Consider the following 26,474-nt stretch of genomic DNA (forward strand, 5'->3'; position numbering starts at 1 on the left):
AATGATTAAACGAATTACAAAACGATTTACACCGAAACAATATTTAGCAGAATTATTACTCGGATTGACCGCACTTTTAGGTTTATATTTAATCGTGGCATGGTCAAGCTATACGCCATTAGATAACTCTTGGTCTACAGCAAGTTTTCAAACTGAAACTATCAATAAAGCCGGTGCTTTTGGTGCTTGGTTAATTGATGCGTTTTTTGTTTTTCTCGGCTATGTAGGTCATCTCATTCCGTTTGTCATTTTTATCGTACCGATTTATTTACTGAAAACCAAAGCGGTGCATTCTCTCTCTGTAACCCGTATTGCATTACGTTCCTTTGGCTTTATTGCTCTCATCGTTGGCTTAACTATGATGGCAACATTGCTGCTTTCAAATACGAACTACTATCTAGCTGGAGGCGTGTTTGGTGGTAGTCTCGTGGTGAATTTATATCCTACACTCGGTAAGTTTGGCTGTATTTTAGTAGGCTTTATCTGTGCAGTTGTAGGCTTTATTTTCTGTTCCGGTGCATCATTAATTCGTTTAATTGTGAAATTTTATCATTGGCTAACCATGAAAAATCAACCGGCAGAAGAGGAGCATGCAGAACATACTTCTGTAGATGATCTTGAACAAATTGTGATTGAGGCACCTCAACAACTTGCTTTCTCAGATTCTCAATTGGAAACTGAATCTACAGAAAATGAGAAAGAGGACGAGCCTGGAAATGCCTTTGTTAAGCCTGAACAACTAATTAATATCAGTGGGCTATCCTCACTGAGTACTTCAGAGCCTGCAGATGTTGAAAAATTAGAAGATAAGTTTAAAGGCTTCACGGTTGAATCTGACAATTTACCGAATGTGTCAATTTCGGCTACTTCTTCCGTTGAATTGCCAACAAAAGAAGATTTTTCAGCAACATGGAAAAATCCGCAAGTGAATGCTCAAAGTGTGGATGAGTCAGATGACATTTTTGAAGAAAATGTGATGCCAAAAGTGTCACTTAAAACACCTGAAAATACAACCGCACTTTATCCAACTTATGATGAATCTTTAGAATCAGAAAATGATGGTTTAGAAGATGAATTAGCGCGTCAGTTTGCTGCGCAAGAGCAAGCTCGTATGCAAGAAATGGAAGTGCGAGCAAAAGCCTCAAATGCTGAAGATGCATTAAAAGTGATCTTGAATGAGCCGACAGCTTCACCAGTTAAAGCGCGTGAAATTCATATTGAGAATGCAACTGAAACAACCTATAAGCCGTATTCTGATACGCTTATTCATCCTGCATTCCAACAACCAACGAATAAACGTGAAAAACCAACGACACCATTACCAAGTTTAGATTTACTTGAGCATCGTCCAACGCAAGCTCAAGACATTACGCGTGAAGAAATTTTAGACACATCCGCACGCATAGAACAACAATTGAAGAATTTTAATGTCAAAGCAACGGTACAAGATGTGTTAGTTGGCCCTGTGGTGACTCGTTATGAGCTTGAATTACAACCGGGTGTAAAAGCATCCAAAGTAACAAGTATAGATACCGATTTAGCACGTGCATTGATGTTCCGTGCGATTCGTGTGGCGGAAGTGATTCCAGGCAAACCTTATATTGGTATTGAAACGCCAAATGCACACCGTCAAATGGTACCATTGCGTGATGTGCTCGATAGTAATGAATTCCGTTCATCAACATCATTGCTTTCAATGGCTTTGGGTAAAGATATTAGTGGAAAACCCGTTGTGGTTGATTTGGCTAAAATGCCTCACTTGCTTGTTGCAGGTTCAACAGGTTCGGGTAAATCTGTTGGTGTGAATACCATGATCTTAAGTTTGCTTTTCCGTGTGACACCGGATGAAGTGAAATTTATTATGATTGACCCGAAAGTGGTTGAGCTTTCTATTTATAACGATATTCCGCACTTGCTTACCCCTGTGGTGACGGATATGAAAAAAGCGGCGAATGCATTGCGTTGGTGCGTAGATGAAATGGAACGTCGTTATCAATTATTGTCAGCCTTACGTGTGCGTAACATTGAAGGGTATAACGAAAAAATTGAAGAATATGAAAAACTCGATATGCCAATTCCAAACCCAATTTGGAAGCCTGGCGATACAATGGATAAAATGCCGCCTCCATTAGAAAAATTGAGTTATATTGTCGTGATCGTTGATGAGTTTGCGGACTTAATGATGGTTGCAGGTAAACAGATTGAAGAGTTAATTGCTCGCTTAGCACAAAAAGCCCGTGCGATTGGTATTCACCTGATTTTAGCCACACAACGCCCATCAGTAGATGTGATTACTGGTTTGATTAAGGCCAATATTCCAAGCCGTATCGCCTTTACTGTAGCAAGTAAAATTGACTCTAGAACGATTCTGGATCAAGGTGGTGCAGAAGCCTTATTAGGCCGTGGTGATATGTTATATTCAGGACAAGGCTCTTCGGATCTTGTTCGAGTACACGGTGCCTTTATGAGTGATGATGAGGTAGCGCGTGTAGCAGATGATTGGCGTGCACGTGGTAAACCAAATTATATTGATGGCATTTTAGACGGCGCGGATGATGAAGACTCTGGTGAAAAATCAACTGCAAGTAGCGGCGATCTTGATGCATTATTTGATGAAGTCGTTGAGTTTGTCTTAAGCACAGGCAATACATCGACTTCTTATGTTCAACGTAAATTTAGTGTTGGGTTTAACCGAGCGGCTCGAATTATGGATCAGCTCGAAGAACAAGGTATTTTAGGCCCAATGAAAAATGGAAAACGAGAAATTTTAGCTCGACGTTCCGAATATTAATTCTCTTAAGTTTCACTTTACAAAAAGGAAAGTAGAATGAAAAAAACATTATTAAAAATGACCGCACTTGCTGCACTTTTAAGCTCAAGTAACTTTGCCTTTGCTGATGCCGCAGATGAGCTACAAAATCGCTTAAATCAAGTAACGGTATTAAGTGCTGATTTCTCACAAACTGTGACATCTGCTGGCGGTAAAAACGTTCAACAAGGAAGTGGAAAACTTCAAATTAAACGTCCAAATCTTTTCCGTATGGATACCAAATCACCGCAAGAAACACAAATTATTGCAGATGGTAAAACCCTTTGGTATTACGATCCATTCGTACAACAAGTCACCGCTCAATGGGTGAAGGACGCGGTAAATAATACACCTTTTGTTCTTTTAACCAGTAACGATAAAAGCCACTGGAATCAGTATTCAGTGACGCAGAATGCGGATACCTTTGTGTTAAAACCGAAGGCGAAAAATAGTAATATTAAACAATTTGATATTCGCGTAGATACAAATGGTGTGTTAAAAAATTTCAGTACCACAGAAAAAGATGGTCAAACTAATCTTTATGTGTTGCGCAACATTACAAATCAAACCTTAGCTGATAGCTTATTCCAATTTAGCGTACCGAAAGGCGTGGAATTGGATGACCAACGTAAAGGTAAAAAATAATCCATAAGGTGTGAATGATAATCTTCACACCTTTTGCTTATTAAGGAAAGAATATGTCTAATCTTAATTTTGATTTTGCTGAAAATGACTTTCGCCCTTTAGCAGCCCGTATGCGTCCAACAAATTTGGAACAATATTATGGACAGACGCATTTAATTGGGGAAGGAAAGCCGCTTCGTAAAGCAATTCAAGCAGGGCATGTTCATTCTATGATTTTGTGGGGACCGCCGGGTACAGGTAAAACAACACTGGCGGAAATTATTGCTCATCGTATCAATGCAGAAGTTGAACGGATTTCAGCGGTAACAAGTGGCGTGAAAGAAATTCGAGAATCAATTGAGCGCGCGAAACAAAATCGACTTGCAGATCGCCAAACGATTTTATTTGTGGATGAAGTGCATCGCTTTAACAAAAGCCAACAAGATGCGTTTTTACCCCATATCGAAGATGGTACGATTATTTTTATTGGTGCGACAACGGAAAATCCTTCCTTTGAATTAAATAATGCATTGCTTTCTCGTGCGAGAGTTTATCTACTCAAGTCATTGACAGTGGCTGAAATCGAACAAGTTCTACAACAAGCGATTTCTGATCCTGAGCGAGGATTAGGTAAAGAGCGGTTAGTTTTAGAAGAGAATTTGCTACAGGTTTTAGCTGAATATGTGAATGGTGATGCTCGCCTGGCTTTAAACTGCCTTGAACTGATGGTTGATATGGCTTCTGAAACTGAAAACGGTAAAAAATTAGACCGCACTTTGTTGAAAGAAGTATTAGGTGAGAGACAAGCTCGTTTTGATAAACAAGGTGATCGCTTTTATGATTTGATTTCTGCTTTACATAAATCTATTCGAGGCTCCGCAGCAGATGCTGCGCTTTACTGGTATGCGCGAATTATCACGGCAGGCGGTGATCCTCTTTATGTTGCAAGACGTTTATTAGCGATTGCATCAGAAGATGTGGGAAATGCTGATCCTCGTGCAATGCAAGTGGCTCTAGCAGCTTGGGATTGTTTTACGAGAGTGGGCGCTTATGAAGGAGAGAGAGCCATTGCGCAAGCCATTATTTATTTGGCCGTAGCGCCGAAGAGTAATGCGGTTTACAACGCATTTAATGCAGCCAAACAACATGCAAAAGATTTTCCTGATTTCGATGTGCCACCTCATTTACGTAATGCGCCAACGGCTTTAATGAAAGAATTAGGCTATGGTGCTGAATATCGTTATGCACATGATGAGCCAAATGCTTATGCTGCTGGAGAAAATTACTTCCCACCAGAACTGAAAGATACGCAATATTATTTCCCAACTAACCGTGGTATGGAAATTCAAATTAAAGAAAAACTTGAACGTTTACAAGAGCAAGATAAAAACGCATCAAAAAAACGCTATAAATAGTTTCTTCTCAAACGGTAAATATAAAAAAGTGCGGCTAAATTTGGCCGCACTTTTTGTTATCACTTAAAAACGCATTATTTTGCTGCTTTTAACTCTTGGTAATACTGTTCGTAATATTGAATCGCATCACCTACATCATCTTGCCAGTGGCTTTTTTGAAGAATTTCAGCTGTTGGATAAATAGATGGATCTTCAGTGATTTCTTTTGGAAGCACTTTTTTCGCTTCTAGGTTAGCTGTTGGGTAACCGATCGCTAAAGTCAATTTCTCTGCTGCTTTTGCACCTAATAAGTAGTTAATTAACTTGTGTGCACCATCTGGGTTTTTAGAGGTTTTAGGAATCGCTAAAGTATCAACCCAAAGAACAGGACCTTCTTTTGGGAACACCATATTTAATGGTGCTTGTTCTTTTTTAGCGATACGCACAGAGCCATTCCATAACTGACCTAATTCTACTTCACCAGAGATGAAAGAGTTTGCAGGGTTATCAGAATTGAAAGAAAGTACGTTTGGACGTAGTTTTAACAACTCTTCATAAGCTTGTTTAATAATTGCAGGATCTTTGGTATTTGGATCTTGACCAATTTTTAATAACGCAATATTGAATACTTCACGCGCATCATCCAATAATTGGATTTTGTTTGCATATTCAGGTTTCCAGAAATCACCCCAAGAAGTGAAGTCAGAACCTTTATAGGTATTGGTATTAAATGCAATACCTGGCGCACCTAACAACTGAGGAAGTGAGTATTTATTGCCTTTATCATAAGGTTTGTTGAGCCAATCAGGGTCTAATTCTTTGATAACAGGTAATTTACTGTGATCTAATTCTTGTAGCATGCCTTCGCGTCCCATTTTAGATACGAAGTAGTTAGATGGTGCAATCACATCATAACCACCAGCATCACCTTGGGTTTTCATTTTGGCATACATAGTTTCATTTGATTCAAGACTTGCTACGATAACTTTGATACCAGTTTCTTTTGTGAAGTCATCTAAAAGACCATCTGGTACGTATTCAGTCCAAGTATATAAGTACACAGTATCATTTGCTGGAGCCTGTGCTTTTGTAGCATCAGACTTGGCTTCTTTGTCGTTACAAGCAGTTAATGTAGCGGCAACTAAACCGGCAGTAAGCAAACCTGCAAATTTTTTCATTTTTGTTTGTTCTCCGTAAAAGAGGGGTAAAAAACCACCTGCATTAATGCAAGTATAAAAAAACGCCTTGATTGTGCGTCAAGGCGTATTCTATTTGATCTTAAAAGATTTGTGAAACCTTTTTATATCAATGTTTAATGATTATTTTTACGTGCGACTAATTGGCTTAAAATTACTAATCCTAATGAAAGCACGATCATAATCGTAGCTAACGCGTTTACTTCTGGTGTTACCCCTGTTTTTACAAGAGAGAAGATACGCAATGGTAGGATTTCATAGCTTACACCACTTACGAAAGAGGATACAACAACATCATCTAATGAAATAGTAAAGCTTAACAACCAACCAGATACCACTGCCGGTAAGGCAAGCGGTAGGATAATTTTACGCAAAATAGTGACTTCACTCGCACCTAAATCTTTCGCAGCTTCAAGCATTCTTGCATCAAAGCCATTTAAACGTGAGAAAATTGTCACGGTAACATAAGGTAAACAGAATGTTACGTGCGCCAATAGTAATGACCAGAAACCTAACGAAATCCCTACAACCATGAATAAGGCAAGTAGAGAAACCGCCATTACGATATCTGGTGACATCATGACGATAAATAACATACCACTTACCGCTTGTTTACCACGGAAACGATAGCGGTAAAGTGCGATAGCAGTTAAACCACCCACAATTGTCGCTAATGTTGCAGCAAAGAAAGCAATAGTGACAGAGTGGAACGCAGCTTGGATTAAGGTATCGTTATTAAATAAACGCTCATACCAGTTCCAACTAAAACCTTTCCAACTTAAACCATAACGGTCTTCGTTGAAGGAGTTAGTCACCAAAATAATAATTGGGATATACAAATAAGCGTATACCACAAACATAAAAATATTACGTAGTAAACGACTCATTATTCTAACTCCACTTTCTTATTCAACAATTTATTTGCACGATAGTAAACGAAAATCAACAATGCCATTAAGATGGTTAAACCGATACTGATTGCCGAACCGAATGGCCAGTTACGGGAAATTAAGAATTCACTCTTAATTACGTTACCAACTAATAACACTTTCGCACCACCAAGTAAGTCTGCCACATAGAACATGCCCATTGCTGGTAGTAGTACTAATAAACAACCCGCTACGATACCAGGCATGGTTAATGGCAAAATTACACGGAAGAAACGTTGAACCGCATTCGCCCCTAAATCTCTTGCCGCTTCTAATAAACGTCCATCTAATTTTTCAATAGCAGAGTAGAGCGGTAGAATCATAAATGGTAAAAGGAGATACACTAAACCAATGATTACAGCCACTTCGGTATTTAAAATACGAATAGGCTCACTCAAAATCCCCATATCCATTAACATGGTATTTAATACACCTTTCACACCAAGGAATACTTTCATTCCATAGATACGAATAAGTGAGTTTGTCCAGAATGGCAATACCACGAGGAATAACAAAAATGGACGATATTTCGGATTAATTTTGCTGACCATAAAGGCAAACGGATAGCCAATGAGTAAGCAAATAATCGTCGCAATGCCAGACATATACAATGAATTCCACACAACCTGTGCATAAAGCGGATTAAACAGGTTAGTGTAGTTATCTAAAGTAAATGGCAAAGCATAAAAGTCGCTACCATCTCGGGTTAAAAAACTTACGGTTAAAACCAATAAGTTTGGAATTAGCACAAAGAAGATTAACCAACTGAAGATAATTGCAACAGTAATTTTCTGAAATTTATTATTGATTATCTTCATCGTTGAGTACAACCTCCCAACCTTCGTGCCATGTAATACCTACACGTTGACCAACGCTGTGATCCATATGTGGGTCATCTTCGTTAAAGAATTCGCTCACTAATACGCGTTTACCGTTGTGATCAAATTCGACCGTAGACTCAAGTGTCATCCCTTTATAGGTACGATCCACAATGCGACCAATAATTGCATTTGAGTGCTCATTTTCATCAAGCTCTTCAATCACAATATCTTCAGGACGTAATAATACTTGTAGTTTTTGATCTTTTTCAGCTGAGATGCTCGTGTGAATATCGCATACACGACCTTCTACGTTAGCAAGTAGCTCATCATCAGATTTACGCTCAATCACAGTTGCATCAAATACGTTAATTTCGCCGATGAAGCGAGCAACGAATAAGTTAGCTGGATCTTCATAGATTTCACGTGGTGAACCATCTTGTGCAATTTTACCTTTACGCAATAAGACGATACGGTCAGACATGGTGATCGCTTCTTCTTGATCGTGAGTAACGAAAATAAAGGTAATGCCAAGTTGACGCTGTAATTGTTTAAGTTCGTTTTGCATTTGTTTACGTAACTTATAATCCAGCGCAGATAAAGATTCATCAAGTAGCAGCACTTTTGGCTTATTCACAACAGCACGAGCAATCGCGATACGTTGTTGCTGACCACCAGAAAGTTGAGCTGGTTTACGGTCGGCCATTTCTTCTAATTGCACCATACGCAATGCATCCAGAACGCGAGGTTTAATTTCACTTTCTGCCACTTTTTGCATACGCAAACCAAAAGCTACGTTATCAAAAATGGTCATATGCGGGAATAACGCATAACTTTGGAATACGGTGTTAATGTGGCGTTTTTCTGCCGGAACATTAGTAATATCTTCACCGTCCAAAATAATATGACCTTCATCTAATTCTTCTAAACCCGCTAATAAACGCAATACTGTAGTTTTACCACAGCCGGATGGGCCAAGAATTGTGACGAATTCACCGTTATTAATGGTTAGATTAAAATCATTAATAATTGTGTTAGAACCATAGGATTTTTTGATTGAACGAAGCTCAATAATAGGCTTTTGAACCAGATTTTCCACTAGCTTTGGTTTTCTCCCTAATTTCACCAATTTTATTGGTACTGAGTAGAAATAAACCTGCAAAAATGATGCAGGGGCGACATAAAATTGAACGAATATGATATAGCGAATTGTTAATGATGAAAAGGATTTAATCGCGTTTTTAGGAAAAATTTTATTGAAATATTGGCCGCACTTTTTTCAGAAAATTTTATAACTCTTCACTTTCTTGTTATATATCAAGAACTGCAAGGATTTTTGGGATTAGACTAGTAGCAGAACAGAGGAGAATTTCGAAATGGAAGAACAAGATAATAATAAATTATTGGAGCGATTTTTAACTTATGTTGCGTTTGATACGCAATCTAAATCGTCTGCAAAACATTCGCCAAGTTCAGCAGGGCAAATGAAGTTGGCTTTGCATTTGCAGCAAGAATTAATTAAACTAGGCTTACAAGATGTCAATGTGACTAAGCATGCCGTCGTTACAGCTTATTTACCCTCAAATCATCCCGAATTAACACAAACCATAGGTTTTATTTCCCACCTTGATACATCCCCACACTGCAGCGGTAAAAATGTTCAACCTGAAGTGATCGAAAATTATCGGGGAGGAGATATTGCATTAGGTTTAGGGGAAGAGTTTATTAGTCCCGTATATTATCCATTTTTACATCAGCTTATTGGCAAAACCTTGATTGTGACAGATGGAACCACTTTACTTGGTGCAGATAATAAAGCTGGAATCGCAGAAATTATAACCGCACTTTCTGTCTTGCAACGGGAAAATATACCACATTGCAATATTCGGGTTGCATTTACGCCTGATGAAGAAATTGGTTTAGGAATGCATTATTTCCCATTGGAGGATTTCCCTTGTGATTGGGCATATACCATCGATGGAGGAGAAGTGGGCGAGCTCGAGTATGAGAATTTTAATGCAGCAACGGCAAAAATAACCTTTAAGGGACGAGGTATTCATCCGGGGTATGCTAAAAATAAATTGGTGAATGCGCTTACATTAGCTTGTGAGTTTCAACAAGGTTTTCCAAAAGATGATGTTCCCGAAAAAACATCAGGAAAAGAAGGTTTTTTCCATTTAGATGATTTTAAGGGGGATATTGAGAAAGTTGAATTACATTATCTCATTCGAGATTTTGACCAAGCTAGTTTTGAGCAACGTAAGGCATTTATTTATCAACTTGTAGAAAAATTTAATAGAGAGAAAAGCCTGAAAGAGCCGGTAGAATGTGTTATTGAAGACAGTTACAAAAATATGTATGACACTGTCAAAAATGTTCCACAGGCGATTAAACTTGCTGATGCAGCAATGAAAGCTTGCGGTATTACTCCAAATCATAAACCAATACGCGGTGGAACGGATGGGGCATTTTTAGCGGAAAAAGGATTAGCTTGCCCAAATATCTTTACTGGCGGCTATAATTTCCATAGCAAGCATGAATTAGTTACCCTCGAAGGGATGGAAAAAGCAGTCGAAGTGATTATAAAAATAGCAAACTGTAAAGAATTGTAAATCTGTGTAAAGAAAAAGCTTGCATTTGTCAGAATATGTCAATATAATCGCTAGCGTTTTATCGAGATTCCTTTGATAAAGCTAAACTTTAGAGATTTTATTCATAAATTCCTTTTTGGTGCTCCTAAGAAATTAGGAGCTTTTTTTTACCCAAAATTCAGATCTTTACTTCAAAAACGGGTTGCTTCGTTTTTCTTGTCCAATAGTTGTGTAAGGACCATGTCCTGCAATAACAACCATATCATCATTTAATGTAAATAATTTATTCTTGATTGATGAGATCAATGTATCAAAATCCCCACGAGGGAAGTCTGTACGCCCAATGCTGTTTTGGAAAAGCACATCGCCAGTAAAGGCGATATTTTTTTCATGTTCAATAAAGCCAATGTGACCAGGTGTATGACCAGGAAGATGAAGAATTTCAAAGGTAAATGTACCAATTTGAATTTTTTCGCCTTCTTGATTAAACCAGCGATCCGGCGTAAATGCGGAAATATAAGGTAAACCAAATTGTTGAGATTGTTGTGGTAGACTTTCAAACAGAAAGCGATCTTCTTCCTGTGAGCCCCAGATTTCAATGTTAAAATGATCACGAATTGCTTCAGCGGCACCCACATGATCAAGATGGCCATGTGTTAATAAGACTGTTTTTAGGCTTAATTCTAATTCCTCAATACGTTGAATAAGCTTTTCAGCATTACCACCAGGGTCGATAATCGCCGCATTTTTTTCATCATCCCAAATAAGTGAACAATTTTGTTGAAAGGCTGTAACTGGAATAATTTCAATATTCATCTTTTTTCCTTATTATTTATAACAAAAAACCGCACGAAAGTGCGGTCTAAAATTAAACTGTTTTTTATGCACCACGCCATGTTCTTACAGGGCCGGTATCGACGTGAATAAAATTACTGTAAGGATAATATCCCACACCACCGTTCTCTAGATTTTCAGCAGCTTGGCGTAATCTTGCTAAAGACACACCAGGGATTCTAAAATCGATAGCTTGGCCTTTAATATGATAGCTATTGCTTGCTACACCTCGGCTTTGGCGATGACGCATAGCATTTGTTGCCGCACTACGATAGCCACAAATCACATCAATTTGTGCAGTACGTAAGCCCAAATCACTTTGTAAATGATAAAACTTCATGAAGAGATTGGGATCCATACGACGCACTTGGTCTGTACGGCGATCTCTCATAAAGTAATCAAGTTTACCAAGTAGTGAACGACTAAACCCTGTTGTTGCAGAGAATTCACCACTTAATCGTTCATTGGTGTTGACATTATAAAAGCTGAGAATGCGAGGTTTGGGTGTAGAGACCATGGCTAATACCGAAGTTGGCATCATGCTTGCGCCTAAAACAATGCCACCTAACGAAAGCCATTTGCGACGATTTTTGTCAATATTACCCATTTTATAGTCTCTTTTATTACCTATCTTTCACACTAGACAATTTTTGTATTAAAAAGTTCCCTAGTGTAAACCATTTTTAAAGATATTTTTTTACAACCGCCCAATCAATGTCGCTAAAGCTTGCTGCATCATCGTATTTATAAATGTCTGGTAAAACTTGTGTTTGACCGTTTTCTACCCATGCAGTTACATAATATAAGAATACAGGGTCATTTGTACGAATGTTAGCTGATACAGTTTTTTTACTCGCTAAAGCATTACGTTTTTTATCTTCTGACCAGCCAGCTTCTTTTAACAAGATAGAGGCAAGTTGATCTGATTTCTCTACACGCACACAACCAGAGCTTAATGCACGATCTTTTTTGCTAAATAAGCTATGATTTGGTGTATCGTGAAGATAAATCGCATCAGAGCTTGGCATATTAAATTTATAGTTACCTAATGCACTATCTCCTGCTGCTTGACGAATACGGTAAGGGAATTTATTACCAATGCTACTCCAATTAATAGAGTGAGGGTTAATAGCATTGCCTTTGCTATCTAAGATAGAGTAGTTGTGCGCAGTAGCATAGCTTGGGTCACGTTTTAATTTCGGTAAAATATCTTCATTGATTAAACGTGTTGGGGCATTCCAAGGTGGATTCACCACCACGTTACTCAGACGGCTGTACATTACTGGCGTACGGCGTTCATTTTTACCCACAATGACGCGTGATTCTAGAAGCGCTTTACCATCACGATAATATTTCAATTGATAGCTTGGAATATTAACAAAGATTCCATTTTCAAAATCAGGAATAACACGTAAACGCTGAGCATTGAGAGCAAGTTTTTTACCCATTGCAGAAATACCTGAAGCTGAAATCATTGACGGGAGCGATTGTACAGTTTCACGGTATAAACGATTATGATTGGATAATCCATTCACAAAGTAAGAAACAGCATTGTTTTTAACCGCACTTTGCCATTGGTCAATAATTTCTTGATTTGGTAATTCTGGTTTGTAAGCATGCGTTGCATATAACCAACGTTGTGCTTGTTGATTTACGTTCTTGCTGTAATACAAGTAATCAAGGAAAGCATCACTTAACAACACATCGTAGGTAAGGCCGCCAGTCTTTTCAGCGTTATGTAAATTGATTAATGATTGCGCCGAACGTTTAGAAATACCAGACGCTACCATTGCTGCATATTCGCGTAGGAATTGTTTTTCTGCAGCCTTGTCTTTCCACATTAAGTCATATTTATTATCGGCATATAATTTTGCCAAAATTGGTTTGAACTGCAGATTTTGTTCGCCAATTTCATGAGTTAATGACATCTCTAGCATGGTTTGTTTTTCAGCTGCTAGACGAGCTTGGTCTTCTTTGATTTCCGCTTCAAGTTTTGCACGCTCTTCAGGGCTTAATTTAGACATATCAACGCCTTTATTTTCGACTTGCTGAGGTTGCCCAACTGTTTTTGCCCAGTCTGCTAACGCACAACCTGACGTCATCATTGATAATGATAAGACTAATGTGCTTAATTTCATTGTTCCTTTTAACATTACTGTACCTTTAAAAATATTCATAAAAATAACCGCACTTCAGTTTTTTTATCTGCTAAAGTGCGGTCAAAATAATCGTTATTTTGTTGCTTTTGCCGCTTCTTGTTTTATTTCAGCATCCACTTTTTGTTGATTAGCATTGAGTTTCACTAAATCAGCTGCCATTTTTTCCGCTTCTTTTAAGAAGAAATCTGGCGCTTCATAGTCTTTTGGTAAATCATCAATATCTTTTAATGCTTTTTTACCTTCACGTTTAAAACGATCATTGAGATCTTTTAAACGTCTGGCATCATCTTTATCATTTTCTGCTTTGCGCTCTTGGAAATTCAATGATAAGAATTTACGCTCACGGCGTTCATCACGGATCTTAAGATCTTCATTTAAAGCAATAAATTCAGGATCTTTTGCAATACGTTCTAGATGTTTTTCATTTAATGCTTCAACATCTTTACGTGCTTTATTGGTTTCAGAATAAGTTGCCGGCGGAATTTTATCCCAAGGCAATGCGTTATCTTCTTTTTCTTCACCAATTTCTTTGGCATCAATAATTTCAGGGAAATTGATATCTGCTGCCACACCTTTTAATTGGGTTGAACCACCATTAATTCGGTAGAATTTTTGGATAGTATATTGCAACACGCCAAGTGGTGTTTGATCTAAATCATAAACAAAGTTTAATGAACGACTTTGTTGTACCGTACCTTTACCAAAGGTATTTTGCCCAATAATGATACCACGGTTGTAATCTTGCATTGTCGCAGCAAAGATTTCAGAGGCAGATGCACTGAAACGATTAATCATTACCAACAATGGTCCTTTATATTGCTGGGCATTGTCGTCATCTTCGTGTACACGAATACGTTGATAAGCATCACGAACTTGAACCACCGGACCATCAGTAATGAATAAACCACTCAATGCGACGGCTTCTGTTAAAGCACCACCGCCATTTTCACGAAGATCCACAATTAAAGCGCCAATTTTTTTCTTCTCAGCATCTACTAATAATTTTTTCACATCATCAGTTAAACCAATATAGAAACTTGGGATTTTAATGACACCAACTGTTTCACCCTCTACTTTAGAAACAGTGAGTTTTGCTGCTTGGTCTTCAATACGTACTTTATCGCGAACTAAAGTGACAATACGGCTTTTTCCACCTTTTGCAGGTTCAATTTCAAGACGAACTTTTGTTCCTTTTTTACCTTTGATTTTGTCAACGATATCTTCTAAACGCCAACCGATAATATCTTCGATTTCGCCTTTTTCTTGGCCAACACCAATGATTTTATCGCCTGCTTGTAATTTTTTACTGCGTTCAGCCGGTGCACCTGGCACTAAAGACTTGATGCTGGTTTCGTCATCTTCAGATTGTAATGTCGCACCAATTCCTTCTAAAGAAAGGTTCATGCTTTCATTAAAGCTTTTTGCAGTACGCGGAGCAAGATAGCTTGTATGCGGATCGATTTCTCGAGCAAAGGCATTAATATAAATTTGAACAATGTCATCGGCTTTGGTTTGAGTTAATCGACGAATGGCTAAATTGTAGCGTTTAGTCAGTTTTTCTTTAATTTCAGGCCATTTTTTATCTTTTAATTTCAGGCTGATTACATCATTTTTAACACGTTGTTCCCAAAGCTTGTTTACTTCTTCTTCGCTTGTAGGAAAAGGTGCTTTTTCACGGTCGATCTCAATTTGATCATTACCTTTTAAATCAGGTTCTTGATCTAATAAAGATAATGCATAAGCATAACGTTCATAGCGACGTTTCATCATCAGATCGTAAATCGCAAATGCAGCTGAAAGATCGCCCTCATTAAGTTGATCATCTAATTTAGAACCATATTTAGCACGTAAATCATCAATATCTGATTTTAAAAAGGTGTTATGGCTGTAATCTAAGCTTTTAATATAACGATCAAAAATCTTTTCGGAAAAGGCGTCATCAAGCTGGAATTTACGATAATGTGATTGTGTTAAACGTGTCGTTGCACGCTTTGTTGCTAACTGGTTTGCGTCAGTTACGGAAGGAATCGTAATATCGCTTTGCTTTAATTTCGGCTGCACTGCAAATGTGTCAGACGAATGAAGAAATAACGCACCTAAAATTGCTGTCGCAATAAGACTTTTGGTTGTATGTAATTTCATTTAACCTTTCCCGATAAGAAATAAATTATTAGGCAAATAAACGATCTGCGGTGACAGTCATCACTAAACCATTCTCAAGTTCTACGCGTGCGCCATCTTTTTCCACATTTAATACGGTCGCATTTTTCGCTTGTTCTGCTACTTTCACTTTCACTTTGCTACCTGCAGAAAGTGTTGTGAAATCAACCGCACTTAGTTTTACTTGTGGGGCTTTTGGTTTGCGAGTTGCTTGATTTGAATTTGGTTTACGAGCAGGTCGTTTTTGTTGTGCTTTTTTCGCTGCTAATTCTGCTTTGCGTTTTTCTGCAAATTTTGCTTTTGCTTCTGCTAATTGTTGAGCCGCATGAGAAACGTGTTCTGCGTCTAATACACCAGCAGGGTTGCCGTATAAATCCACACGCTCAGCACCTTCGCGACAGCCGTGTAAATAGCGCCAGTTGGAGGTGTATTGACGTAAAGCCTGACGCAATTGAGTTTTGCTGACACATTCATCATCTTTTAATGCTTCAGCAAGATCTTGGAAAAGACCAATTTTTAATGGTTTAGCTTCACCTTCTGCAATAAAGCAAAGTGGGAATTTTTCTATAAGATATGCAATGATCGCTTTTGTATCAGTTAATTTTTGAACGCCTTCAGCATTATTTTCAACTTGGGCTTCAACTTGAGAATCTGTCATTTCTGAGTTTTCCTAGGATAAAAAATAAAAACTTGCACAGTTTACCGCACTTTTATAAGGATTGACAATGGTTGGACAGAATAATTCCGTTTCTAATTCTAATGAATAACTTCACAAATTCCCTTAATTCAGGCTAAAATAGTCCACTTTTATAATTTCTGAAAACATAATGACAAAAACACCTGATTTTACTCATGCCACTTATAGACTAGTGCGTTGCATAGGATGCGATGCAACGGTGTCTGTTTGTCGTCCGCAAGAAGGGGAATACGCGCAATGTCCGCGTTGCCATCATAAATTGCAATCAGGAAGTCGTTGGTCACTTAAACGTTGTTCATTAATCGCCCTTTCTATCTTAATTTTAATGCCATTTGCTTTAGGCTATCCTTTATTGAGCTTAGATTTACTGGGTACTAAAATTGATGCTTCTGTTTGGAAAGGAATTTGGAAAATGGCAGTGGAGGGATATACCTATACTGCATTTATGATTTTTATCTGTGCTGTTTTAATGCCTGTATCTTTTGCGATTTTAGTCATTATGTTGCAGCTTTCTAAATTACTCAAAATTAAGCCTCGTAATGTCTTATTATTTGTGGGATATATTAAGCCTTGGGTCATGTTTGACGTATATTTAGTTGCACTCGGCGTTACCATGTTTAAAGTGCGCGAATATGCCACATTAGAAGTGGATGTGTATTTAATTGCTTTTGTTTTTACTGCACTTTTAACCACTTTATTGTTCATTAAAATTAATTTAGATGACTTATGGCATGATTTTTATCCCGAGCAGAAACCAGTTACCAAAAGTGATAAACCGTTAGAACTTTGTACAGCCTGTGATTACACTTTTTTAAAAGAAGATCAAGAATACGATCACCGTCATCGAGCAATTTGCCCACGTTGTGCATCGCTTATTGAAATACCAGAGAGTGTAAAATTACAACGCGTTTGGGCGACATTAGTGGCGGGGATTATCATGCTTTTCCCTGCAAACTTACTCCCAATATCTGGCGTTTATTTAACAGGAAGTTTGTCACAGGATACCTTGATGTCGGGTGTGATGTCATTTATAAGCATGGGCAGCTATTTTGTTGCTTTCGTGGTATTCTTCGCCAGTATTTTTGTGCCAGTAAGCAAAATTCTCATTATGTTATATTTACTGGCTAGTGTGCATTTTAAATGGCGACATTCAATTAAATGGCAAATGCGGCTATTACATATCGTTCACTTTGTAGGACGTTGGTCAATGCTGGATCTTTTTGTGTTAGCTTTGATGATGTCTCTAGTGACACGCGGACAGATTATTAATTTTACTGTAGGCCCTGCCGCATTTTATTTCGGTGCAGCAGTGTTTTTAACTATGATTTCAACTTCTCAGTTTGATAGTCGATTAATTTGGAAAATTTATGACAGAAAACAATAAACCAGAATCTCAATCTATTGATGAGCAATATAACAATGTAGAAGCGTTATTACGTAAGAATAAACGCATCTCACCGTTTTGGTTGTTACCTTTTATTGCATTATGTATTGGTGCGATTTTATTTTTCCAAATTGTGCAAGAACAAGGAAAGATGATTACGATCACGTTTTCTAATGGTGCAGGGTTGGTTGCAGATAAAACACCGATTCGCTATCAAGGTTTGCAAATTGGTGTTGTGAAGAAGGTTAACTTTACTGACAATATGCAAAAAGTGAAAGTTGAGGCAAGTATTCATTCTGAAGCCACCGATGTGTTAAAGGAAAATACTAAATTTTGGCTTGTGCAACCGAGCGTATCGCTCGCGGGGATTTCAGGTTTAGACTCTTTAGTTTCAGGAAATTACATTACGCTTCAACCAGGTGATGGTGATTCAGAAGATGAATTTATTGCGGAAGAACAAGGGCCTATTGCACAAGTCAATCCGGGGGATTTATTAATTCATTTAATTTCGGATGATTTAGGTTCGATTTCAATTGGGGCTTCTGTTTACTTCAAAAAAATGCCGGTCGGGAAAATTTATGATTACCGCTTCAATAAAGAGAATAAAGTTGAAATTGATGTGGTGATTGATAAAGCCTTTACACGTTTTGTAAAGAAAGATTCACGCTTCTGGAATATCAGTGGTATCAACGCTAACATTAATGCATCAGGTGTGAATGTAGAGATTGATAGTTTAAATTCAGTGGTACAAGGTGCGGTATCATTTGATTCACCGCCAGATAGCCCACAAGCTGTGACTAATAGCCACTATACGCTTTATTCTAACTTGCAAGCAGCTAAACGAGGTATTGAAGTTGAGGTGACTATTCCTGTGACTGCGGGTTTAGATGCAGGGCAAACCTCGGTTTATTATGGTGATGAGCAAGTGGGCCTTCTTTCATCTTTAAGTGCGGATGAAAATAATGAAGAAATTTTAAAAGGCACATTATTAATCGATCCAAACCAAGCTAACCTCTTAAAAACGAATACACGTATTGTGTTAAAAAATCGTAAGTTAGATTTGGGTGATGTGGCTAATCCGAAAAAATTCTTCCGTGGAGATTATTTTGAAATTATTCCGGGTAGTGGAGAAAGCAAAACGCAATTTGATGTGATTCGAGAACATGAGTTATTACTCAAAGCACCGAATACTTTGATTTTAACCTTAACCGCACCAGAAACTTATGGTATTACTGAAGGGCAATCGGTGTTTTATAACAATATTGCTATTGGTCAAATTGTGAAGCAGCACTTAAGTGTTGATGGTGTGAAATTTGAAGCGGCAATTGCGGCGGAATATCGCAATCTTATTCATGAGAACACTCAATTTGTAGCTGCCTCTAATTTTGATGTAAGTTTTGGTATAGACGGATTACGTTTTGAATCAGCAACACCATCAAAATGGCTACAAGGTGGGGTGAGAGTATTACCTAAAAAAGGAAGTGGTGCTCCACATTCAAGCTATCCACTTTATAAAGATATCAGTAGTGCAGAAACGGGTATTACGGGTAACTTAGTGAATCCAAGTATTGTGCTACATTCCACTAATTTGCCAAGTATTAGCAAAGGTTCTGTGGTGCTTTATCGTCAGTTTGAAGTGGGTAAAATTATTAACGTAAGACCGAAAGCCAATAATTTTGATATTGATGTGTATATTTATCCGGCTTATCAAAACCTTCTTACAGATAAAAGTGTATTCTGGGTTGAAAGTGCGGCACAAATTGATATTACGCCGAAAGGCATTAGTATCCAGGCATCACCAGTTGCTCGCTCATTAAAAGGTGCGATAAGCTTTGATAATACGGGTTCGGGTAAAAATAAAACGCTTTATCCAAGTGAACTGCGAGCCAAATCAGCAGGACAAGTGATTACGTTACTCACAGATGATGCAACGGCTTTAAGTAAAGGAATGAGCTTGCGTTATCTTGGTATGAATGTTGGGGAAGTAGAGCAGATTGCCCTTGATCAAAAAACAAATCGTATCACAGCAAAAGCATTAATTAACCCAAGTTATATGGGGATGATTGCAAAAGAGGGTACTGTATTTAAAGTGATTTCCCCACAAATCTCAGCGGGTGGAATTGAAAACTTAGATAGCCTTTTACAGCCTTACATTGATATTGAGTTAGGCAAAGGTCCAGCAAAAACACAGTTTAATTTAGCGCAAACCGCACAACCTCGAAATAAATACAGCAATGGTGTGCCATTTATTTTGGAAACCAGTGATGCGATGAATTTAACGGAAGGATCACCAGTGCTTTATCGTGGTGTTGAAGTGGGAACCGTGCGTAAATTTGAATTGAATTCTTTAGGCGACCGTGTATTGGTACATATTGCGATCACACCGAAGTATCAGCATTTAGTACGTAAAAATACAGAGTTCTGGGTTTCATCAGGCTATGATTTCAACCTTGGTTGGAAAGGGGCCGAATTTAATACCGGTAGTGTACAACAATTGTTGAAAGGCGGTATTTCGTTCTCTACCCCATCGGGTACAATCGTTCAACCGCAAGCGACGGTAAATCAGCGCTTTATGTTACAAGTGAAGAAACCAGCTGAAGCACCGACTTGGAATTCAGGTGCATTACCAGCAAATCAATAAAACATAAAAAGAAATAACCGCACTTCTGAATAATCAAAGTGCGGTTATTTTTTTTAGTTATTTTGAATAGTGTTATAGGTGTTATTGTCCCATATTTTTGACTGATTTTAAAAAGCCTTTGGCTGAAGTATAGACTTCATCTTTGCCCTGAGCATGTAAAATCATATCAGACATTTCTCGGAAAGCGCCTTTCCCGCCTCCAAGTGCAAGCACATAATCCACGGCATTTTGTACATAAGGTGCAGAATCTGCTACGGCAAAAGAAAGGCCACAGGTGGCAAAAGCGGGGAGATCTACGCTGTCATCACCAATATAGGCTGTTTGTTCAGCAGTAACACCAGCTTGTTTCATAAGATCCAAACAAGCACTTTCTTTTTCAAGCTTACCTAAAAAGAACAATTTAATTCCGAGATCGCTAATTCGCTTACGCAGAATCGCCGAATCTCTGCCCGATAATACGGCTACTTGAATGCCTGCATCCATCAACATTTTGACACCAAGTCCATCGCGCACATGGAAACTTTTAATTGCTTCGCCATTTGCATCATAATGGAGTAGTCCGTCAGTTAATACGCCATCGACATCGGTGATGACCAATTTAATTTTCTTTAATTTTTCGTTAATCATTAGCTTGAGAACTCCACTAAGCCCACAACATTATTTTCATCATTGACCACAACAAGAGAGTGAATTTTCTTCTCTTTCATCAAGTCTTCCGCTTTCGCTAAGAATTCATTTTCATGAATAGTTTTTGGTGACGAGGTCATCAATTCTTTCGCGGTCTTATTAAGCGTGTCAGCACCGTTAGCCGTTAATGCTCGGCGAACATCACCATCGGTAATAATGCCTTTAAGTTGTTGGTTTTCCATGACTAATGCCACACCCATACGACCTTCATTCATAATAGTTAAGCAATCAGTGAAGCTGGTATCTGGTGTGGTAATCGGCAATCGAGTTTGCATTTGATCTTTCACTTTGCATAACAAACGACGACCAAGGCTTCCACCCGGATGGAATTTCGCAAAGTCAGCAGGTTGGAAATGACGCGCAGTAATCAATGAAACCGCAAGAGCATCGCCTAAAGCTAAAGTCACTAACGCAGAAGTGGTTGGTGCGAGATTGTTTGGGCAGACTTCACGCTCTACCGTGATATCTAAAACATAATCCGCATGGCGAGCAAGTGTTGAGTTTTTATTGCTGGTTAAAGCAATAATTTTATTACCAAAGTTTTTCAAACTTGGAATGAGTTTATTTACATCATCGGTTTCACCGCTATAAGAAATCAGCATCACAATGTCGATCGGTTTTAACATACCTAAATCGCCATGAAAGGCTTCGGTCGGGTGAAGGAAGAAACTTGGTGTTCCTGTAGAAGCAAAAGTCGCCACCATTTTTTTGCCGATTAGCCCCGATTTACCGATACCACCAATGACTAAACGCCCTTCGCAAGCAAGGATAAGATCCACAACTTGAGAAAACTCATCATCCAAGCGTTGGCTTAGTTGTGCGAGCGCTTGGCTTTCAACAGAAAGCGTTTCTCGTGCGATTTGTAAATAATTCATAGGAAATCCTTATGATAAAAGTGCGGTTGAAAATAACCGTGTTTTGTAGGGCTATTCTAACGGAAGTTATTAAAAATAAGAATGAAAATTTGACCGCTCTTTGAATTCCCCCTATACTACGCCGCGAGTTGGTTAGACAATCGCTGGTTTATTGAAGCCCTTAACCGTGTTCGCACGACCTAGTGGGACAAGTAAACGAGAGGAAAGTCCGAGCTACAAAGGGCAGAGTGCCGGATAACGTCCGGGCGGCGTGAGCCGACGACCAGTGCAACAGAGAGTAGACCGCCGTGAAAACGGTAAGGGTGAAAGGGTGTGGTAAGAGCACACCGTGCCGTTGGTAACAACGTGCAGCAAGGTAAACTCCACTCGTAGCAAGACCAAATAGGAACTCAATGGGTGGCCCGTCCAGAGTTCGGGTAGGTTGCTTGAGCGGCAGAGTAATTTGTCGCCTAGAGGAATGATTGTCCACGACAGAACTCGGCTTATCGACCAACTCAACAAATTCATCAAAAAATGACCGCACTTTTGTTTTTTCATTATCCTACTCGGGATGGAATGAATAAAAGTTCGGTCATTTTCTTTTGTGTTTTACCACAAGCTCATTTGTTCTAAATGGCTTTCTTCCGGTAAATTCACGTGTAATCCCACGAGACGAATGGATTTTCCGTGGCTACGCTGCCAAATTTGTTCCAGTAATTGCTGAAAGCTTTCTAACGATAAAGTTAAGCCTGTTTTTTCTAAGGTCGTCACCTGAAAATCTTCAAACTTTAATTTCACCCCAATTTTGCGAAAAGCGGTTAAAGGGATATTCGGTGCACTTCGTTCAATGCGACGAATAAGTTCGGCATAGAGATTATCTAACAATGCTATACCTTGTTCGAGATGGCTAATATTTTCGGATAAGGTGCGTTCTACACCGATAGATTTTCGTTCTCGATGTGCTTGGATTTCACGATCATCAATGCCATGGCTAAAATCCCAAATTCGTTTGCCCATTTTACCGAAGATATTTAATAGAATAGATTGATCGAGTTTTTGCACATCTTCGCAAGTTTCTAGGCCCATTTTCAATAAACGTTCAGAAGTGACTTTGCCCACACCAGGGATTTTTTTTAATGGCAGTGTTTTTACAAACTGCTCAACTTCATGAGGTTGAATCACAAATTGTCCGTTCGGTTTATTCATATCGGAAGCAATTTTGGCGAGAAATTTAAGAGGCGCCACACCGGCAGAGGCAGTCAGTTTTAACTCATCAAAAATGGCTTGGCGAATTTCTTGTGCGATCCAAGTGGCAGATCCTGAACATTGTGTACAATCTGTAACATCTAAATAAGCTTCATCTAAGGAAAGTGGCTCAATGATAGAAGTATAGCGTTGGAAGATCTGATGAATTTGTGCGGATACCTGTTTATAAAGCGGCATATTGACTGGCACTAAAATCAGATTAGGGCATTTTTTGATAGCTTGTGCTGTCGGCATTGCACTGTGCAGTCCAAATTTTCGAGCTTCGTAATTACAGGTAGTGAGTACACCACGTTGTCGAGAACTTCCCCCCACGGCGACAGGTTTTCCCTGTAGCGTTGGATTTTCACGGATTTCAACAGAGGCATAAAAGCAATCCATATCAATGTGAATAATTTTTCGGGTGGAGTTCATGCTATAAGTGCGGTCAAAATTAGGCGTGTTTTTAGTATATCGAAAAGAAAATAACTGTTCAAGCATACAGTTATTTAAAAGCCCACGTTGTGTGGGCTAGAGAAGAGAATTAACGATCAGAAAGAACAGTTTTGTCACCAAGCTGGATAACGCGTTCAATAGGATAAACATCAATTTTTTCTTGTTGGTTCATAAAGACTTTGCGTGCGTCTTCAGCCAATTGAACAAACGGAATTTGTAAATTAATATTGATGGATTTGCCTGGTTGTAATGGAGTTTCTAAATTGATTTGCATATCTTGACTATAAATAACTTTGCGGTTATTCACATACACGCCCACCCATTGAATATTTTTAATTGGTTTTTGACCAATGTTAGTGATTTCATGTTTGAAGGCACTTAATGCTTGGCCATTTTCGTCAACCACCATTTCACGATTACCAATATTGATGGCAAGGTATTTGTCGATATTATCACTCGCTTTTGCCACTTGTTGAGTTGCTTGTGATGCTTTTGCAGGCGTTGTTTCTTTTGCAATAACTTGTGTGTTAAATGCTAAACATAATGCACCTAATGAAAGTGCGGTCAGAGATTTTAATGTTTTCATTATTCGATTCCTTATAAAAAAGTGGCAAAATTTTACCCTAACTTCTCTGGTTAATAAATAGCTTCTTTTCCTTTCTTAGATTTTTTGATAAACTGCCGAACGATTTTGGGGCTGATTCTGGATTCGACGGGATTAGCGAAGCCCAAGGTGCACGTCGAGGTGCGGTAGGCCTCGTAAATAAACCGCAAAAAAATAGTCGCAAACGACGAACAATACGCTTTAGCAGCTTAATAACCTGCTCATAGCCTTCGCTCCCTAGCTTCCGCTCGTAAGACGGGGATAAAGCGGAGTCAAACCAAAACGAGATCGTGTGGAAGCCACCGTTTGAGGATCGAAGCACTAAATTGAATCAAACTAGCTTAAGTTTAGCGTGTCTGTCCGCATGCTTAAGTGAAATTAAAGACGAGACTAAACGTGTAGTACTGAAGGTAGAGTAATTTCGGACGCGGGTTCAACTCCCGCCAGCTCCACCACAAAATAAACCTATCAAGTCCTATGAAAGACTTTAAAGCCTTGAAAATAATGACTTCAAGGCTTTTTTATTGCGCTTTTAACTTCTATCAAACTCTCGAATTTGAGTAGTACGTTTAATAGTTGGCGCTTATTGATTGGTTAAATTGTTGCATTAGTAAAGTGCTTAGTAATCGGTAAATTATCAGCTAAAGGAGAAAAAATGAATATTTTATTACTAGACGGTGGTAAAGATTTCGGACATTCACATGGTGAGTTAAATCACACACTTCACAAAAAAGCGAAAGAAGTTTTGACCGCACTTGGACACAATGTACAAGAAACTGTGATTGATGCCTGCTATGATGTTGAAGCAGAAATCGAAAAATTCTTGTGGATGGATGCCGTGATTTGGCAGATGCCAGGTTGGTGGATGCACGAACCTTGGACAGTGAAAAAATACATAGACGAAGTATTAACCGCTGGACACGGCAAGCTTTACCACAGTGATGGCCGCCATCGTGTAAATCCAACCGAAGGCTACGGCACAGGTGGCTTGTTGCAAGGCAAAAAACACATGCTTTCGCTTACGTGGAATGCGCCGATTGAAGCGTTCACCCGTGAAGGCGATTTCTTCGAAGGCAAAGGCGTAGATGCTGTGTACATGCCTTTCCACAAACTCAACGAGTTCATCGGCTTGACCCGTCTGCCAACATTCTTATGTAACGATGTGATTAAAAATCCACAAGTAGAACAATACTTAGCAGACTACCAAGCACACTTGGAAAAAGTGTTCGGCTAATTACAAAATGTGAGTTTAGAAGGTGAGTATTTTATCTCACCTTTTTTATTTCAAACGCTTATCAAACTTTTTGATAGGGAGGGGAAGAGGAATAGACTGAGTTTAGATCAAACAAGCGGTTTTAATTTTAAATTGAATTTGCAAAAACATCTAAAAATCTGACCGCACTTTAAAATAAAAAGATCTAAACATCCTCAATTTGAAACTGCTTACGCCAGCGATTCGGTGAAATTTTATGTTTTTTCAAGAAGTGCTGACGCAAGGCGGTATCGCTATGAAATCCACTTTGTTCTGCAATATCTGTAATAGATAAATCTGTGCTTTCCAAAAGCTCTCTTGCTCGTTGTAGCCTTGCTTCAATTAACCATTGATTTAATGACATTCCGGTTGCTTTACGAAAATGTCGGGTGAAAGTGCTACGGCTCATTGACAAACGTTCTGCAAGGCTATCAGTCGAATGAAGTGCGGTCAGATTTTCATTTAAATAAGCAAGCAACGCATTGATATTATGATTAGGTGTGGAACGAGAAATAGGGCGTTCGATAAATTGTGCTTGTCCGCCTTCACGATGAGGAGGGATAACCAGTATTCGGGCAATATGATTGGCAATTTTCACACCATATAATTTACGAACAATAGAAAGACAACAATCCATGGAAGCGGCTGTTCCTGCGGAGGTAATCAGTCGATCTTGTTCTAAATAAATAGGATTTAAATCCCATTTCACCTGTGGAAAGCGACAAGTAAAATCACTATCTCCTAGCCAATGTGTGGTTGCTTTTTTGCCGTTAAGTAGACCACTGCACGCTAACACATAGGCACCATAACATAAACCCACCACTGTCGCACCACGTTGATATGCTTGCCGTAATGCTGTTAATAAAGCCTCACTCGGCATTACTTGAGTATCATGCCATCCAGTCATCACAACAATATCGGCATTATCCAACCATTCTAAACCTCCATCTAAATGTATGTGAAATAGCGAGTTTGTCAGGTTGTCCGAATCGCTAACGATTTTACAGTCAAATAACGGCTTGCCGTTTAAATCCGACATAGAAAAAACGGAATATGCCATCGCAAAATGAATGGGCATCATTTGTTCATACACAATCAAAGCAACTGTGGGTGTATTCATTTTATTCTCCTACTTTGATATGA

At 38.7% G+C, this 26,474-nt stretch carries 21 protein-coding genes and 2 other RNA genes; 9 read left to right on the top strand and 14 right to left on the bottom strand.

The features are described from left to right. Position 1: 1 nt before the first annotated feature. The 3 genes from QP437_RS05555 to QP437_RS05565 are packed head-to-tail and all read left to right on the top strand — an operon-like array spanning position 2 to position 4,848. Positions 2–2,791, top strand: coding sequence for a DNA translocase FtsK (locus QP437_RS05555; protein ID WP_285267231.1), 2,790 nt, complete (start codon positions 2–4; stop codon positions 2,789–2,791). 36 nt (positions 2,792–2,827) lie between these two features. Then, positions 2,828–3,454, top strand: a complete 627-nt coding sequence (lolA, locus tag QP437_RS05560; protein WP_111315665.1) for an outer membrane lipoprotein chaperone LolA — start codon at positions 2,828–2,830, stop codon at positions 3,452–3,454. A 53-nt stretch (positions 3,455–3,507) separates the two neighbouring features. Beyond that, positions 3,508–4,848, top strand: a complete 1,341-nt coding sequence (locus QP437_RS05565) for a replication-associated recombination protein A (RefSeq protein WP_285267232.1) — start codon at positions 3,508–3,510, stop codon at positions 4,846–4,848. 74 nt (positions 4,849–4,922) lie between these two features. On the opposite strand, the gene QP437_RS05570 is transcribed toward QP437_RS05565, so the two are convergent. From QP437_RS05570 to potA, 4 genes are all read right to left on the bottom strand, one after another. After that, positions 4,923–6,005 carry an extracellular solute-binding protein gene (locus QP437_RS05570; RefSeq protein WP_178164277.1) on the bottom strand — a complete coding sequence of 361 codons (1,083 nt, stop codon included), beginning with the start codon at positions 6,003–6,005 and terminating at the stop codon, positions 4,923–4,925. A 134-nt stretch (positions 6,006–6,139) separates the two neighbouring features. After that, positions 6,140–6,910, bottom strand: coding sequence for a spermidine/putrescine ABC transporter permease PotC (gene potC / locus QP437_RS05575; protein WP_054419951.1), 771 nt, complete (start codon positions 6,908–6,910; stop codon positions 6,140–6,142). Next, entirely contained in the window at positions 6,910–7,770 is an 861-nt protein-coding gene (potB, locus tag QP437_RS05580; protein ID WP_005695833.1) for a spermidine/putrescine ABC transporter permease PotB, read from the bottom strand. The genes potC and potB overlap by 1 nt, the downstream gene beginning before the upstream one ends. Then, positions 7,754–8,869, bottom strand: coding sequence for a spermidine/putrescine ABC transporter ATP-binding protein PotA (gene potA / locus QP437_RS05585; protein WP_054419954.1), 1,116 nt, complete (start codon positions 8,867–8,869; stop codon positions 7,754–7,756). Before potA ends, potB begins: the two co-directional genes overlap by 17 nt. A 277-nt stretch (positions 8,870–9,146) precedes the next feature. On the opposite strand from potA, the gene pepT reads away from it, so the two are divergent. Next, positions 9,147–10,382, top strand: a complete 1,236-nt coding sequence (pepT, locus tag QP437_RS05590; protein WP_285267233.1) for a peptidase T — start codon at positions 9,147–9,149, stop codon at positions 10,380–10,382. A 165-nt stretch (positions 10,383–10,547) separates the two neighbouring features. On the opposite strand, the gene QP437_RS05595 is transcribed toward pepT, so the two are convergent. The 5 genes from QP437_RS05595 to proQ all read right to left on the bottom strand — a co-directional run bounded on the left by QP437_RS05595 (position 10,548) and on the right by proQ (position 16,172). Next, the gene (locus tag QP437_RS05595; protein ID WP_065244860.1) at positions 10,548–11,177 is read right to left on the bottom strand and encodes an MBL fold metallo-hydrolase; all 630 of its coding nucleotides are present in this window, start codon (positions 11,175–11,177) and stop codon (positions 10,548–10,550) included. A 64-nt stretch (positions 11,178–11,241) separates the two neighbouring features. Further along, the gene (locus tag QP437_RS05600) at positions 11,242–11,802 is read right to left on the bottom strand and encodes a YcbK family protein (protein WP_054419961.1); all 561 of its coding nucleotides are present in this window, start codon (positions 11,800–11,802) and stop codon (positions 11,242–11,244) included. Between the two features lie 76 nt (positions 11,803–11,878). Then, positions 11,879–13,348, bottom strand: a complete 1,470-nt coding sequence (locus QP437_RS05605) for a L,D-transpeptidase family protein (RefSeq protein ID WP_285267325.1) — start codon at positions 13,346–13,348, stop codon at positions 11,879–11,881. Positions 13,349–13,426: 78 nt separating this feature from the next. Next, positions 13,427–15,496, bottom strand: coding sequence for a carboxy terminal-processing peptidase (prc, locus tag QP437_RS05610; protein ID WP_285267234.1), 2,070 nt, complete (start codon positions 15,494–15,496; stop codon positions 13,427–13,429). A 28-nt stretch (positions 15,497–15,524) separates the two neighbouring features. Further along, positions 15,525–16,172, bottom strand: a complete 648-nt coding sequence (gene proQ / locus QP437_RS05615; RefSeq protein WP_285267235.1) for an RNA chaperone ProQ — start codon at positions 16,170–16,172, stop codon at positions 15,525–15,527. Positions 16,173–16,341: 169 nt separating this feature from the next. On the opposite strand from proQ, the gene QP437_RS05620 reads away from it, so the two are divergent. Then, positions 16,342–17,595: a paraquat-inducible protein A gene (locus QP437_RS05620; protein ID WP_285267236.1), complete on the top strand. Its 1,254-nt coding sequence runs from the start codon at positions 16,342–16,344 to the stop codon at positions 17,593–17,595. Further along, on the top strand, positions 17,579–20,236 hold the full coding sequence (locus QP437_RS05625; RefSeq protein ID WP_285267237.1) for a PqiB family protein: 2,658 nt from the start codon (positions 17,579–17,581) through the stop codon (positions 20,234–20,236). Before QP437_RS05620 ends, QP437_RS05625 begins: the two co-directional genes overlap by 17 nt. A gap of 81 nt (positions 20,237–20,317) precedes the next feature. On the opposite strand, the gene QP437_RS05630 is transcribed toward QP437_RS05625, so the two are convergent. Further along, entirely contained in the window at positions 20,318–20,860 is a 543-nt protein-coding gene (locus QP437_RS05630; protein ID WP_080351303.1) for an HAD family hydrolase, read from the bottom strand. 2 nt (positions 20,861–20,862) lie between these two features. After that, positions 20,863–21,798, bottom strand: a complete 936-nt coding sequence (locus tag QP437_RS05635) for a KpsF/GutQ family sugar isomerase (RefSeq protein ID WP_005698585.1) — start codon at positions 21,796–21,798, stop codon at positions 20,863–20,865. A 124-nt stretch (positions 21,799–21,922) separates the two neighbouring features. Between QP437_RS05635 and rnpB the strand changes: the two genes are divergently transcribed. After that, positions 21,923–22,299, top strand: an RNA gene (gene rnpB / locus QP437_RS05640) — RNase P RNA component class A. 87 nt (positions 22,300–22,386) lie between these two features. On the opposite strand, the gene dinB is transcribed toward rnpB, so the two are convergent. Further along, the gene (gene dinB / locus QP437_RS05645; RefSeq protein ID WP_065244868.1) at positions 22,387–23,454 is read right to left on the bottom strand and encodes a DNA polymerase IV; all 1,068 of its coding nucleotides are present in this window, start codon (positions 23,452–23,454) and stop codon (positions 22,387–22,389) included. A 109-nt stretch (positions 23,455–23,563) separates the two neighbouring features. Beyond that, positions 23,564–24,061 (bottom strand): hypothetical protein, encoded by a 498-nt coding sequence (locus QP437_RS05650; protein WP_178164254.1) that lies wholly within the window; start codon positions 24,059–24,061, stop codon positions 23,564–23,566. Positions 24,062–24,168: 107 nt separating this feature from the next. Here QP437_RS05650 and ssrA point away from each other — a divergent pair. Next, positions 24,169–24,534: a transfer-messenger RNA gene (gene ssrA / locus QP437_RS05655) on the top strand. Positions 24,535–24,734: 200 nt separating this feature from the next. Next, positions 24,735–25,313, top strand: coding sequence for an NAD(P)H-dependent oxidoreductase (locus tag QP437_RS05660; RefSeq protein ID WP_285267238.1), 579 nt, complete (start codon positions 24,735–24,737; stop codon positions 25,311–25,313). A 184-nt stretch (positions 25,314–25,497) separates the two neighbouring features. Here the strand turns inward: QP437_RS05660 and QP437_RS05665 are convergent, their stop codons facing one another. After that, on the bottom strand, positions 25,498–26,451 hold the full coding sequence (locus QP437_RS05665; RefSeq protein ID WP_065244870.1) for a GlxA family transcriptional regulator: 954 nt from the start codon (positions 26,449–26,451) through the stop codon (positions 25,498–25,500). Positions 26,452–26,474: the final 23 nt, after the last annotated feature.

The organism is Haemophilus sp. UMB1048, assembly GCF_030218125.1.
In the GTDB taxonomy this organism is placed as follows: Bacteria; Pseudomonadota; Gammaproteobacteria; order Enterobacterales; family Pasteurellaceae; genus Haemophilus_D.

Bases quoted from the DNA above. Each gene is read 5' to 3' on its own strand.
- QP437_RS05555 (WP_285267231.1), top strand. From the start codon at position 2: ATGATTAAACGAATTACAAAACGATTTACACCGAAACAATATTTAGCA.
- lolA (WP_111315665.1), top strand. From the start codon at position 2,828: ATGAAAAAAACATTATTAAAAATGACCGCACTTGCTGCACTTTTAAGC.
- QP437_RS05565 (WP_285267232.1), top strand. From the start codon at position 3,508: ATGTCTAATCTTAATTTTGATTTTGCTGAAAATGACTTTCGCCCTTTA.
- QP437_RS05570 (WP_178164277.1), bottom strand. From the start codon at position 6,005: ATGAAAAAATTTGCAGGTTTGCTTACTGCCGGTTTAGTTGCCGCTACA.
- potC (WP_054419951.1), bottom strand. From the start codon at position 6,910: ATGAGTCGTTTACTACGTAATATTTTTATGTTTGTGGTATACGCTTAT.
- potB (WP_005695833.1), bottom strand. From the start codon at position 7,770: ATGAAGATAATCAATAATAAATTTCAGAAAATTACTGTTGCAATTATC.
- pepT (WP_285267233.1), top strand. From the start codon at position 9,147: ATGGAAGAACAAGATAATAATAAATTATTGGAGCGATTTTTAACTTAT.
- QP437_RS05595 (WP_065244860.1), bottom strand. From the start codon at position 11,177: ATGAATATTGAAATTATTCCAGTTACAGCCTTTCAACAAAATTGTTCA.
- QP437_RS05600 (WP_054419961.1), bottom strand. From the start codon at position 11,802: ATGGGTAATATTGACAAAAATCGTCGCAAATGGCTTTCGTTAGGTGGC.
- QP437_RS05605 (WP_285267325.1), bottom strand. From the start codon at position 13,348: ATGTTAAAAGGAACAATGAAATTAAGCACATTAGTCTTATCATTATCA.
- prc (WP_285267234.1), bottom strand. From the start codon at position 15,496: ATGAAATTACATACAACCAAAAGTCTTATTGCGACAGCAATTTTAGGT.
- proQ (WP_285267235.1), bottom strand. From the start codon at position 16,172: ATGACAGATTCTCAAGTTGAAGCCCAAGTTGAAAATAATGCTGAAGGC.
- QP437_RS05620 (WP_285267236.1), top strand. From the start codon at position 16,342: ATGACAAAAACACCTGATTTTACTCATGCCACTTATAGACTAGTGCGT.
- QP437_RS05625 (WP_285267237.1), top strand. From the start codon at position 17,579: ATGACAGAAAACAATAAACCAGAATCTCAATCTATTGATGAGCAATAT.
- QP437_RS05635 (WP_005698585.1), bottom strand. From the start codon at position 21,798: ATGAATTATTTACAAATCGCACGAGAAACGCTTTCTGTTGAAAGCCAA.
- dinB (WP_065244868.1), bottom strand. From the start codon at position 23,454: ATGAACTCCACCCGAAAAATTATTCACATTGATATGGATTGCTTTTAT.
- QP437_RS05650 (WP_178164254.1), bottom strand. From the start codon at position 24,061: ATGAAAACATTAAAATCTCTGACCGCACTTTCATTAGGTGCATTATGT.
- QP437_RS05660 (WP_285267238.1), top strand. From the start codon at position 24,735: ATGAATATTTTATTACTAGACGGTGGTAAAGATTTCGGACATTCACAT.
- QP437_RS05665 (WP_065244870.1), bottom strand. From the start codon at position 26,451: ATGAATACACCCACAGTTGCTTTGATTGTGTATGAACAAATGATGCCC.